Below are 12582 nucleotides of genomic sequence, written 5' to 3'. Positions count from 1 at the left end.
CGTTTGCTCTTTATTCGTCGGCGTCTTTAACCTGGCGCACGACGTCAATCACACTGCCGTCGCGATAGCGAATAACGCCAACGATACGATCGTGAAACGCAATAGCGCGTGGTTCCCCCACCAGCGCGATGGCACGTTGATACAGTGCCTCAATTGGCATGACATTTAGCCCAGCCTGTTGCAAACGTTCTGCGACCTCTGGACGAGTCGGATTGACGGCAATGCCGTGATCGGTCACCAATACATCGATACTTTCTCCCGGCGTCACGCGCGTTGTGACTTGGCGCACCACGGTCGGGATACGGCTGCGGATCAATGGCGCAACCACTATGGTCAGATTCGCTGCCGTCGCAACATCACAGTGCCCACCGGAAGCCCCACGCATCACGCCGTCCGAGCCGGTAATCACGTTAACATTAAAATCGGTGTCGATTTCCAACGCACTGAGAATCACCATATCCAACCGATCGCAACAAGCCGCTTTCGAACTGGGGTTGGCATAAACGTTGGTGGAAATTTCTACATGATGGGGATTCCTTGCCAGCGATGCGGCGGCATTAGCGTCAAAACACTGGGTATCCAACAGTTTCTCAATTAACCCCTTCTCATGTAGATCGACAATGCCACCAGTGATGCCGCCGAGAGCGAAGCTTGCCACGATATTTTGTTGGCGCATTCTTTCTTCAAGAAAACGGATACAGGCGGTCGAGGCCGCACCGGAACCGGTCTGGATAGAAAAGCCGTTTTTAAAATAACCAGCATGCTCAATCACATCAGCCGCGGAACGGGCAATCAGTAATTCACGCGGGTTGCTGGTCACACGCGCCGCTCCCACGCTGATTTTGGCCGGGTCGCCAACTTCATCGACCTGAACGACACTATCCACCTGATCCTGGACGATGCTGGCAGGCATGTTAGGGAATGGCACCAGCGCTTCGGTCAGCAACACCACATGGCGGGCAAACTGCGCGTCGACCATGGCATACCCCAGTGAACCGCAACTGGATTTGCCAACGATACCATTAGCATTACCAAATTCGTCACTGCACGGCACCCCCAGAAAGGCGACGTCGATGGTCAGTTCACCGCTTTGCAGCAAATGCACTCGACCACCATGAGAATGAATGTGTACCGGTTCTTTCATTACCCCGTGAGAAATGGCATCAGCCAGTTTGCCACGCATTCCCGAGGTATAAATCCGCGTGATCACACCGGTTTTAATATGCTCGATCAGCGGCGCGTTACAACTCATTAAGGAACTGGAAGCCAGCGTGAGATCGCGAAACCCCATGCGGGCCAGCGTCTCAACTACGCGGTTGATCACTTTATCGCCTTCGCGAAAGTGGTGATGGAAAGAGATGGTCATGCCATCTTTTAGTCCGCTGCGACGAATCGCTTCTTCCAGATCCGCGCAGCATTTACGTTGATGCTTTTGTACTACATCATTTAGCCACGGCGTATGCTGATTTGCGTGCGTAAAAGGGTGCAGATGGCGTTGTTCGGGGTACTGTCTTTGTAGTGCTTCAATAAAGTGACTCATGATCTCATCCTGTGATTCCTGAAAGCAACGATTGCGGTGTCATCACGCAATGGCTATTTGCGTACGCCAGAGGCCTGAGCACGTTTCAACACGCTCTTTGCGTGGTCGATAATCGGCCCATCGATCATTTTCCCATTCAGGGAAATCACCCCCAACCCCGCGCGTTCGCCCTCTTCCGCGGCCTGAATGACCAAATGGGAATAGTCGACTTCATCTTGAGTCGGCGCGTAGGCGTTGTGTAATAGTTCAATCTGGCGTGGATTAATCAGGGATTTGCCGTTGAACCCAAGTTTGCGGATCAGTTCAACTTCTTTCAGGAAACCCGCATCGTCATTGACATTGGAATAAACCACATCGAAAGCATCAATCCCGGCGGCGCGAGCCGCATGTAGCACGGCGCAGCGCGCATAAAACAGTTCCGTTCCGTCGCCGCGTTCCGTTTGCATATCCATAACGTAATCAAACGCCGCCAGGGCAATCCCAATCATGCGTTCGGAAGAACGGGCGATGGATACGGCATTAATCACGCCCACCGCCGATTCAATCGCCGCCATGATGCGTGTTGAACCCACTTCACGACCACAGGCTTTTTCAATGCGTACCAAATGCCGCTCCAACTCATCCACATCATCGGTGGAATCGGTTTTCGGCAGGCGGATAACATCGGCCCCACCGCGCACGGCAGCTTCCAGATCCAGCAGGCCAAATGGCGTGCTTAGTTGATTGATTCGCACCACGGTTTCAATATCGCGATACATGGGGTGTTGCAACGCATGAAAAACCAGCAGACGTGCGGCGTCTTTCTCCCGGAGAGAAACCGCGTCCTCCAGATCGAACATAATGGAGTCAGGCTTATAGATAAACGCATTAGACAGCATCGCGGCATTCGCGCCGGGAAGGAAGAGCATGCTGCGGCGAAGGTTGTTCATGATAAATTCTCCCATGCAATCTGCTGGCTATCGGATGCACGGAGTACCGCGCTTTGAACCCGCGCGCGGATGACGCAATCCAGTGCGCCCTTGTCATCCACAATGATCGTTCCTTCCTGCACGCCCAGCGCTTTAAGCGTGTCATTCACGACCTGTTTGATTTGGTGACCAAACTGTTTCATCACTTCGCTGTTAATGACCACGGTGAGCTTCCCGCTAGCCGGCGCCACTTTGACCAGCAAATCGCTGGATTCAAAGGTGCCCGCCAGAGACTCCTTAACAATCTTCATAGACTTATCCTGATTAATTTTTAATTACGCGTATTCGGGTTGGTAATAGTGCTGTAAATGCTCAAAGGTTGAGGGGGGCACGATGTCCTGAATACGGTTGTACTGCCGAAGTTTGAGTAATTTTCTGACCTCCGAAGCGGAGATCGCCACTCCCGAAGGTTGCCGTTTACGTTCAATTTCAACCACATTTAACGCTGGGGCAGATACCGTCTGATCCTTCTCCAGCCAATAGCGCATATCCTGGTTGTACTGATAGGTCACCGGACAAAAAGGTTCAGTGCCGACAAAGCGATGGGTAATACCGAGCGTCGGCGCGATATATTTTCTGAAAATAATTAAATCCAGCGCGGCATGGGCACGGGTGATCAGCGCCGCATCCTTCAGGAAATAGCCCGGAAACGTTGCTTTAGAGATCATATAGGGTGACCCCGCATGAACCGTCACATTGGGAATATGTTCTACACCGCGCTGCACCATCGCCAGACGTTCGCTAAAGGGGAAAAAGGAAACATCTTCACGTACGACGAAAATGTGTAACCAAGCGCAGGATTGCGCGGCGACCTCCGCCAGATAGCGGTGACCTAGCGTGAAGGGGTTGGCGTTCATGACAATGGCGCCGATCGGCGTGTTTGCGTGCCTCTCCAAACCCTCAGGCTGCGCCAATGCGGCCAACGACTGACAATATTCTTGGATGCCAATCGGCGTGTTTTCCATCAGTACCGCGTTATTCTCATAACATGCCAGCGGATAAAAACCGCACCCCCGGAAAATAGCTATATTGTCTGGCCGGGTATAAAGGAACAGATGAAAAATCCCACGTTGCGCTGCCTGCTGCACCACCTCATTGACCACCTGCACACTCAGATTGAGATGCCTGAATTCCGGATCGACAGCAACACACTTAATGGTGCTGGCCGCCAACCCCGCGCAGGCAACCAGGCGCTTGCCCTGCTTAGCGACCACAACCGTGTCAATGTCGTCATCCATGCCGAGCTGACAGTGCGCGAGAAACTGACGCACAGCGTCCCGATCCTGTTCACGCAGGCGTACATCCAGCGTGTCAAAAATGATGGAGTCATTGGTATACATCAGGGGGCTTCCTGCAACTCAAATGATCTAGGGACATCGCCGCAGGCTGTCGCAATATCGCCGACAACCTGGAATCGGCACTCAATGCATCGCCGCTTCGGCGGCTGCCGACATCAATACTTGCGGCTTCGCCGCATCCACTATTGTGTTGCGCAAATGTCCGACGTGTTCGATTTCCACTTCAATGCAGTCGCCCGCTTTCATAAACAGCGGCGGATTACGTTTTTTCCCCACCCCACCCGGAGAACCAGTAATGATCACGTCGCCCGCACTCAGTGGCGTAAAGGTGCTGATGTATTCAATCAATTCCGCGATTTTGTGGATCATGTTGCCGGTATTGTCATCCTGTACCATGCGTCCGTTCAGATACGTGCGGATCGACAGCCGGTGCGGATCGGGAATTTCATCTCGGGTCGTGAGACAAGGGCCGAATGCGCCAGTTTTCTGCCAGTTTTTTCCTGCGGTAAACCAGCTATGTTGCCAATCACGCGCAGAGCCATCCATATAGCAGCTATAGCCTGCGACATGAGAGAGTGCGTTATTCTGCGAAATATTTTGCCCCCCTGTACCGATAATAACGGCCAACTCACCTTCATAATCAAACTCGTTGGAATAATACGGTTTGATGATCGGTGTCGCATGCCCCGTTTGCGAATCGGCAAAGCGGACAAATAACGTTGGCGCAGGATCTTGCTCGTTAAATTCCTGACGTTTAGCCGCATAATTCATTCCCACGCACAAAATTTTTCCTGGCGCGGTAATAACGGGTAAAAACGTGACATCTGCGACAGGAATATCCGGCTTATTCAGGCTGAACTCCTGCGCAACAGATAAAGCATTTTGCGCCAACAGTGCTTTCAAATCGGGATAACGACGACCAATTTTACTACCAAGGTCAATTAATCCCGCTGACGTATAAATGCCATAACTGTCTTTACCGTTATGACGATAGCTTGCAAATTTCATAATATTTCCTGTAAAAATTAACCCCGTATCCGACAACGGTTTAATTCATTGCCAATATCGTTTTTTAGAATCGCATTCATTAATAGCATCCATGTCTAACAGCACCTGTTTTTCAATATGAATGGCATCTACCCGCTTACTTTTATCTTTCAAACAGTATCAGACTAAGAAATTAGCGAGCACCAATAATGAAATTGAGACGTTAATCGCCCCACCAATACGCGTGGCAATCTGCGCAAATGGCATCAGCACCATACGATTGCCCGCAGTAAGGATCGCCACGTCTCCCGTCCCGCCCTGCCCACTTTGGCAGCAGGAAACAATGGCGACATCAATGGGGTGCATACCAATCTTTTTCCCCACAAAGAAACCGGTAACGACCAACGTCAGCACCGTTGAAATAATGACCAGGATATTTTGAATCGTAAATGCATCAACCAATTCCTGCCACGGCGTGATAGCTACCCCCACGGCAAACAAAATGGGATACGTCACCGAAGTCTGGAAGAACTTGTAAACCACTTGAGAACCTTCGAGCATTCTCGGTGAAGCCCCATGCACCAGCTTGACTAACACCGCGGCGAATAGCATGCCAACCGGCGCTGGCAGGCCAACCATTTTGTGCCCCAGCATCCCCACCATATACAGTAGAATGGCTAGCAGGGCACCGGAGGCAATCGTTGTTACGTCCATCTTACCGCTGAGGCCGGATGATGTAGCGTGGCTCCCACTGTCCCCCAGGTCATTGCCTTTATTCGGCATCAATTCGCCTTCGCCGGTCAGATGCGGGTAACGTTTACCTAGTTGATTCAATGTGCCAGCAAGAACAATTGCCGTTAGTCCCCCCAGCATGACGATAGGCAGGATACGCCCCAGTGCCACGCCTTGCTCCATATGCAGTATTGTCGCGTAGCCGATGGATAAGGGAATCGCACCTTCCCCGACGCCACCCGCCATAATCGGCAAAATGAGGAAGAAGAAGATGTGAAACGGATCCAGCCCCAGTGCAATACCCACCGCCATCCCGACCAACATACCGGTGATCTCTCCGCACAGCATGGGAAAGAAAATACGCAGGAAACCCTGGATTAACGTCTGCCGGTTCATGCTCATAATGCTGCCGACAATAATGCAGCAGATGTAGAGATACAGAATATTGGTGCTCTTATAGAACCGGGTTGTGGATTCAACGACAACATCCGGCAAGAGCCCGTAATGCACCATCGCAGAAGGGATAAACGTTGCACAAATCGCTGCCGCGCCCATTTTGCCAACGATCGGCAGGCGCTTGCCGAACTCGCCACAGGCAAACCCAAAGAAGGCGAGCGTTGCAACCATCACTACGATATCGCTCGGCAACGTGCCGCTCAGACAATCGATGCCGATTAAGATACCCGCCAACACAAAAAGTGGCACAGGAATAATACCCACTTTATAGGTATCCAGAACATGCCACCATTTTTCCTTTAATGGACGCTTCGTAGCAGCCTCATTATTCGCCACAATATATGAATCATCTGTCGTACTCATCATTCAGTCCCCGTTTTATTTTGTTCAGGCATCATAGGAGGCAGGGAACGGCTATTATGTGACTTTCTTCAAATTAAAAAACGAGTTTTAAAGGTGTTTATGAATTTTATGATTTTATTGCGCAACTGTCGATTACAGCGACAATAAAGCGTTTGCAGCAAAAATGGATTTTAAGGTTTTTATGGCGTTTATGGTTTTTATTGCATTAAGCCAAATTTGTTGACAAAAAGTAATTAGTTTGTTTTGTAAAGAAACAGAATGCATTTTATTTTATCCATTTATTTCCATCGCCATATTTATCACCAAAGATTAAATGTGTTATTGCTCACAAGTTTTTTCCTCCTGGCCCATAATGATGATTATTCGTGATAAATTTATCTGCCATTTTTACTGACCGTGGGCTAGCGCACATCATGAGATTAAGATTTTCCTTTCACATCAAATTATTTATCTATTTGATTGTCTTCTTCTCTTCATTGCTGCTAATGGCTGGTGTTTATTATTATCATGATATCGATAAGCAGTTATATTCTGAGCTGGGTACGCGGGCACAGGTACAGGCTAGGGAAATTGCTATTATCCCTACTCTGGTCGAGTCGGTAAAAAGCAAGAACATCAAACGGATATATGCGCTCGCGCAACAATTGAAACACCGTAGCGATGCCAGTTATATCGTCATTGGCGATAATCATGCACACCACCTGTTTCACTCCGAATATGCGGAAAATGATAAGCTTATTGGCACGCAAATGGTCGGGGGTGATAATTTTGACGTATTAGCTGGGAAAAGTGTGGTGACCGTACGCCACGGCAGCATCGGTATCTCGTTGCGCAGTAAAGCGCCCATCATCGCGGATGGTCAGGTCATCGGTATTGTTTCTGTTGGCTACCTGAAAACCCACATTGATAGCCTGACGTTTAATAAACTGCTCCACATTCTGCTGGCGATTCTGGCGATGTTCGTCGCGCTGTTTCTCTTTTCCTGGTGGTTTTCACGCAATGTCAAGAAACAGATGTTTGGCCTTGAACCCCTTGAGATTCGCCTGTTGGTCAGGCAGCAGAAGGCGCTATTAGAATCGCTCTATGAAGGGGTGATTGCAATCGATAAACAACATCGTATTGCCGCCATTAACCATGCCGCCAAAGAGATACTTGGGATAAGTGATCCTTCCCATCTATTGCGCGGCAAGCCGGTAGATAGCGTTATAAGCCCGGTGCCTTTTTTTTCCAGCGAGGCGATGTGGAATAGCGACACCCACGATGCCGTTTGCCGCTTTAACCATGCCACGGTAATTGCCAGTCGTGTACGGATCATGCTGGAAGGTGAGCTTCAGGGCTGGGTTATCAGTTTCCGCAGTAAAAACGATATCCATACGCTAAGCATGCAACTCAGCCAGGTAAAGCGTTACGCAAACAGCCTGCGCATCCTGCGCCATGAACAATTAAACTGGACGGCAACGCTGGCAGGACTGCTGCATCTAAAACGCTATGATGAGGCTATCAAATATATAGAGGCACAGTCAGAAAGCGCGCAGGTGGTGCTGGACTTTGTTTCCCACCGTTTCTGCTCGCCCGCGCTCTGCGGGCTGCTACTGGGCAAATACGCGACGGCGCGTGAAAAAGGGCTTGAGATTGTTTTCGATCCGCGCTGTCAGCTCACTCGGATGCCAACCAGCCTAAGTGAAACCGAACTGATGTCTATCATTGGCAATGTGGTGGATAACGCAATGGAAGCGACATTAGCCGCCAACGCACCGCATTATCCTATCGAAGTGTATATCCACAATAGTGAACATGAGCTGGTTATCGAAGTCGCCGATCGAGGGACGGGGATCGATCCAGCACTTGCTGACAACCTCTTTCAAATGGGGGTCACCAGTAAAACGGAAGGCGATCACGGGTTGGGATTATATCTGGTCGCGAGTTACGTTAATCAGGCGCAGGGAATCGTAGAAGTCTCGGCTAACCAGCCGACGGGGAGCGTATTTTCTCTCTTTATACCGTTATCCTCGCACTAATTTGGGCCGCCACTGGTTGAACCGCTCTCGGCAGTTTTAATGTTACGGGGATGAGATCGGCCTTTAGGCTTCGGACAATAACAGGGATTAATACCATGCAGCACACTGAGCATTTCGATGTCTTAATTGTTGAAGATGAGAGTAAGCTGGGCAATATTCATGCTGAATTTATTGAAAAAAATTTCAATCTGCGTGTCGTGGGAATCGCCGCCACGCTGTTTGAAGCGAGGAAACTCCTTCAGCAATACAAACCACGCCTCATACTGCTTGATAACTATTTGCCCGACGGCGAGGGCGTTTCACTGATCGAAAGTCAACTGCTTAAGGGGATGAATTGTTCCGTTATTTTCATTACCGCCGCCAGCGATATGAATACCTGTGCTCAGGCGATTCGCTGCGGCGCTTTTGACTATATTATCAAGCCGCTATCCTATCCCCGACTACGCTCTTCACTTGAGCGATTTATTCAATTCGTAAAAACCCAACATACCTATAAAGTTGTCGATCAGCAAAATGTCGATATTCTTTACCACTTACAGTCATCGGGGGCGATACCGTCATCTTCAACAAAAGGCATTGAGGAAAATACGTTGGGGCTAATCCAACAGATATTTGCTGACGATGGTGGCAATACGCTTTATTCAGTCGATGATATTGTAGAAAAAACCGGGCTGAGTAAAACGACGGCTCGTCGCTATTTGGAATATTGCGTTGAAAATCAGTTTCTCGATATCGAAATGCGTTACGGGAAAATTGGCCATCCGCGTCGACTCTACCGCGCAAAATCTTTACGTTAAAGGCGGAGTGGCAGCAATATGGCTGCCACCGTAGAAATTGTCTGCAAAGGAGTCTTTGCGGCACGTTAAATGCATAATTTTGTTTTATTGACAGAAAAAATTATGCACTTGCACAATCCATATTGATGAACATCACAGAATAAAATAATTCCTCATAGCATAGCTAATTCATCGTTCCACAAACCCGATAACTCAACACAGTGAGCAATTGCGTAATTAGCCATAAGGTAATGATTAACAATAAATAATCATTTTTGTAAAGTGCGTCACCGATGGAGAATTATAATGAAACATCTTGCCCGTCGAATTCGTAACATAAAAATTACCCACAAACTCTATGCCGGATTTGGCATTATTCTGTTACTCGTTATCATTGCCTCATCACTGAGTACAAAGCGATTCAAAGAAATTAATGATATTTATGAGAAAACCAACCTGATCTATAACATCAATATCGAAGTATTCCAGGCTAAAATAAACCGTTTAAAATATTTTTATGCGTATGATGAGCAATCGCGAGAAACGATGGCAAGATACGTCACACACGCATCATCACTCAGCGACGAGGCAAAAAAACTATCATGGAATAGTCAGGAAGCCGAGATTATTGATCAAATCGCCCAGCACCTGACCGAATTTCAAAACGCCATTAGCGAAATGGGGAAAGTAACCCAGCGGGTAGTAGAAACCATCGATAAAATCGACGCCGCTAATATTCAACAGCCCACTACCGTTTTTTCTATCCGCACGCAACAAGCATCGCCAGAGGCTGCTCTCGATATTCCCCCAGCGGCGACCCAGACTGAAGACCTGACCACGTTGCTGTCAGAGATAAAGAATCGTTCTTATGCGTTGCGGTTACGACAAAATGAAGACGCATATAAACAGCTCAATATGGCATTCGATCTCCTGAATAATCGCTACCAGCAGGTCATTGGCTCGCTGTCTCCTGAGCAGAAAACCGCCGCTGATAACCTGCAAAAATATGCCGCAAACTATAAAACGCTAAACGACGACTACTTTAAGAACATCATGGATCTGAAAGCAGCGGAAAATGCGGTTAAGATCGGTGGCGACAAAAGCAGTGCCTCTATCAAGTCAATTATCAATATCGTAAAAGAAGAAAATGATGCGCTAACGTATAATTCAGCTACGATTACCATGATTATTGGCTTTATTGCGGTCATTATCGGTATCGCCATCTCGTTACTGATTACCCGCCAGATCACTCGCCCTGTTATTCATAACTTATCGTTAGCGGAAAAGATTGCCGAAGGCGATCTTACCTCGACGATTACCGTCGATCGCCATGATGAACTAGGGCAGTTAACCGCAGCGATGGGGCGCATGAATGAGAAACTACGCGCGATGATCACCGAGGTGCGCGACAGCGTCGATCGCGTTAGTCTGTCAGCCGCTAAAATTGCCACAGGCAATAACGATCTTTCGTCACGCACCGAGCAGCAGTCTGCCGCTGTGGTTGAAACCGCCGCCAGCATGGAAGAACTGACATCGACGGTAAAAAACAATGCCGACAACGCCAAACATGCCCGTCAGATCGCTGCCGATGCGGCAAAAGATGCGCGTAAAGGCGGTGAAGTGGTGAAAGAGGTCGTGAGCACAATGGATAATATTGCGACCAGTTCGAGAAAAATCGCCGATATCACCACCGTCATTAACAGTATCGCTTTCCAAACCAACATTCTCGCACTTAACGCCGCGGTAGAAGCCGCTCGCGCCGGAGAACAAGGCCGTGGTTTTGCCGTTGTCGCTGGCGAAGTTCGCAGTCTATCGCAGCGTAGCTCTCAGGCCGCTAAAGACATTGAGGCACTCATTTCTGAGTCAGTCGAACGGACTAATGCGGGGAGTCGTCTCGTCGCGGTGGCCGGGGAAACAATGGATCACATTGTGGATTCCGTCGCGCGCGTCAACGATATTATGGGGGAAATTTCATCCGCCTCGGAGGAACAGAGTCGGGGAATCGGGCAAATTGCTCAGGCCATCGGCGAGTTGGACACCACGACGCAACAAAACGCCGCGCTGGTGATGGAATCGTCTATTGCGGCTAATTCCCTGGAAGAGCAGGCCGTGCTGTTAGAGAGCCTCCTCGCGCACTTCCGCCTGTCCCAAACTGACCGTCGCACCGCGTCAGATGGTCCATCGCCTACACGGCCACACGCGCTACCTAACAACGCGTTAACGACAGGCGATAAATCCACATCGTCTGAAAATGACTGGACCTCGTTTTAACGTTTTGCGCCCGGAGAGGCTCGCGCTTATCCGGGCAATGTGGGCCCGCTATCGACGTATCTGAATACCTCACAGCGCAGGTCATCAATTCAGGTCACCCGCATTAAACGGCATGGTTGAGGGATTGGGGTACTGATAGTCAAACCCAAGTTCGCGGCAGATACGCTGCCCATCAACAATGCGCCCTTGATCGCTATCGGTTACAGGGGCAAAGTGTGGCGGCGTCAGGTGCAACCTGCGCGCCTGTTCAGGATAAAAATCCTGTCTAGGGGGATGAGAAGGCGCACACAGGTTATAAATATGCCCACCACGAGGCAGCTTAAGCAACAATTGGATCGCTGCCAGCACATCTTCCTGGTGGACGAGGTTAACGCCGTGATTGCCACGCGGCAGATTGCGTTTCCCCGCGAGAAAACGTCCGGGATGACGGCCCCCTCCCACCAACCCCGCCAGACGCAAAATATCCACCGAGGTATCGGGTAAATGCTGCAACCACTGTTCGAGAGATACCAGCGTCTTCCCGGCTATCGTTGTTGGTCGCAGCGGCGAATTTTCTTTTACTGTGCCGCTGCCGTCGCCATAGACGGAGGTTGAACTGGTAAAGATAATGCGCGGAACATGAAATACGCGGGACATATTCACCAATTGCTGTACCGCCTGCGCATAACCGTCTCCTCCTTGCGCCGTTCGGCTGGCAGGCAGCGTGATGATTAACACGTCAACCTGTAATAACGTACTGAGCTCATCAGCATCACACTCCAGATCCGGCGTCAAAACCAATTGATAACATTCAATTCCGCTCATCCGTGCCGCTTCAACCCCGTCGTGCGTGGTTTTTGTTCCTATTACGTGGTAACCATGCCCGTTTAACGCCAGGGCTAACGGCATTCCCAGCCAGCCCAACCCAACAATCGCGACCTTTTTCATCTACGTCTACCTCCTACAAGGCGTCCGTCATTAACACGACCCAAGCCTACAGCGTAAACCGCTTTGCCGTTCATCGCTATGGACGCTATGCGTATTCCCCTGTGCTTTTAGTCTACTTCAGGCCATTCAGACCAATAATCTGCTCGCGTCGTCGATTTCTGACACCGGCTCAAATCGACAAAAAAGAGTTGCACAACAACCCGCACATGGTTTAGGTTATCCGACGAACATATTGTTATCGATTAA

General features: G+C 49.6%; 10 protein-coding genes. 3 read left to right on the top strand and 7 right to left on the bottom strand.

Annotated elements, in window-relative coordinates:
- Positions 1–10: 10 nt before the first annotated feature.
- The 6 genes from citF to RFN81_RS07640 all read right to left on the bottom strand — a co-directional run bounded on the left by citF (position 11) and on the right by RFN81_RS07640 (position 6344).
- On the bottom strand, positions 11–1540 hold the full coding sequence (citF, locus tag RFN81_RS07665) for a citrate lyase subunit alpha (protein WP_264498514.1): 1530 nt from the start codon (positions 1538–1540) through the stop codon (positions 11–13).
- Between the two features lie 53 nt (positions 1541–1593).
- On the bottom strand, positions 1594–2469 hold the full coding sequence (gene citE / locus RFN81_RS07660) for a citrate (pro-3S)-lyase subunit beta (protein ID WP_264498513.1): 876 nt from the start codon (positions 2467–2469) through the stop codon (positions 1594–1596).
- On the bottom strand, positions 2466–2759 hold the full coding sequence (gene citD / locus RFN81_RS07655; RefSeq protein WP_264498512.1) for a citrate lyase acyl carrier protein: 294 nt from the start codon (positions 2757–2759) through the stop codon (positions 2466–2468). Before citD ends, citE begins: the two co-directional genes overlap by 4 nt.
- A 24-nt stretch (positions 2760–2783) precedes the next feature.
- Positions 2784–3848, bottom strand: a complete 1065-nt coding sequence (gene citC / locus RFN81_RS07650) for a [citrate (pro-3S)-lyase] ligase (protein WP_264498511.1) — start codon at positions 3846–3848, stop codon at positions 2784–2786.
- A gap of 81 nt (positions 3849–3929) precedes the next feature.
- Positions 3930–4814, bottom strand: coding sequence for a fumarylacetoacetate hydrolase family protein (locus tag RFN81_RS07645; RefSeq protein ID WP_264498510.1), 885 nt, complete (start codon positions 4812–4814; stop codon positions 3930–3932).
- Between the two features lie 159 nt (positions 4815–4973).
- Positions 4974–6344, bottom strand: a complete 1371-nt coding sequence (locus RFN81_RS07640; RefSeq protein ID WP_264498905.1) for a 2-hydroxycarboxylate transporter family protein — start codon at positions 6342–6344, stop codon at positions 4974–4976.
- A 413-nt stretch (positions 6345–6757) separates the two neighbouring features.
- On the opposite strand from RFN81_RS07640, the gene RFN81_RS07635 reads away from it, so the two are divergent.
- The 3 genes from RFN81_RS07635 to RFN81_RS07625 all read left to right on the top strand — a co-directional run bounded on the left by RFN81_RS07635 (position 6758) and on the right by RFN81_RS07625 (position 11409).
- On the top strand, positions 6758–8362 hold the full coding sequence (locus RFN81_RS07635; RefSeq protein ID WP_264498509.1) for an ATP-binding protein: 1605 nt from the start codon (positions 6758–6760) through the stop codon (positions 8360–8362).
- Positions 8363–8457: 95 nt separating this feature from the next.
- Positions 8458–9159 (top strand): response regulator, encoded by a 702-nt coding sequence (locus RFN81_RS07630; RefSeq protein ID WP_264498508.1) that lies wholly within the window; start codon positions 8458–8460, stop codon positions 9157–9159.
- Between the two features lie 285 nt (positions 9160–9444).
- Positions 9445–11409 (top strand): methyl-accepting chemotaxis protein, encoded by a 1965-nt coding sequence (locus tag RFN81_RS07625; RefSeq protein WP_264498507.1) that lies wholly within the window; start codon positions 9445–9447, stop codon positions 11407–11409.
- An 84-nt stretch (positions 11410–11493) separates the two neighbouring features.
- Here RFN81_RS07625 and RFN81_RS07620 read toward each other — a convergent pair whose 3' ends face one another.
- Positions 11494–12336: an SDR family oxidoreductase gene (locus RFN81_RS07620; RefSeq protein ID WP_264498506.1), complete on the bottom strand. Its 843-nt coding sequence runs from the start codon at positions 12334–12336 to the stop codon at positions 11494–11496.
- Between the last annotated feature and the right edge of the window lie 246 nt (positions 12337–12582).

The organism is Pectobacterium cacticida (assembly GCF_036885195.1).
GTDB lineage: Bacteria > Pseudomonadota > Gammaproteobacteria > Enterobacterales > Enterobacteriaceae > Pectobacterium > Pectobacterium cacticida.
This window is presented reverse-complemented; position numbering and strand designations above follow the sequence as displayed.

Bases quoted from the DNA above. Each gene is read 5' to 3' on its own strand.
- citF (WP_264498514.1), bottom strand. From the start codon at position 1,540: ATGAGTCACTTTATTGAAGCACTACAAAGACAGTACCCCGAACAACGC.
- citE (WP_264498513.1), bottom strand. From the start codon at position 2,469: ATGAACAACCTTCGCCGCAGCATGCTCTTCCTTCCCGGCGCGAATGCC.
- citD (WP_264498512.1), bottom strand. From the start codon at position 2,759: ATGAAGATTGTTAAGGAGTCTCTGGCGGGCACCTTTGAATCCAGCGAT.
- citC (WP_264498511.1), bottom strand. From the start codon at position 3,848: ATGTATACCAATGACTCCATCATTTTTGACACGCTGGATGTACGCCTG.
- RFN81_RS07645 (WP_264498510.1), bottom strand. From the start codon at position 4,814: ATGAAATTTGCAAGCTATCGTCATAACGGTAAAGACAGTTATGGCATT.
- RFN81_RS07640 (WP_264498905.1), bottom strand. From the start codon at position 6,344: ATGAGTACGACAGATGATTCATATATTGTGGCGAATAATGAGGCTGCT.
- RFN81_RS07635 (WP_264498509.1), top strand. From the start codon at position 6,758: ATGAGATTAAGATTTTCCTTTCACATCAAATTATTTATCTATTTGATT.
- RFN81_RS07630 (WP_264498508.1), top strand. From the start codon at position 8,458: ATGCAGCACACTGAGCATTTCGATGTCTTAATTGTTGAAGATGAGAGT.
- RFN81_RS07625 (WP_264498507.1), top strand. From the start codon at position 9,445: ATGAAACATCTTGCCCGTCGAATTCGTAACATAAAAATTACCCACAAA.
- RFN81_RS07620 (WP_264498506.1), bottom strand. From the start codon at position 12,336: ATGAAAAAGGTCGCGATTGTTGGGTTGGGCTGGCTGGGAATGCCGTTA.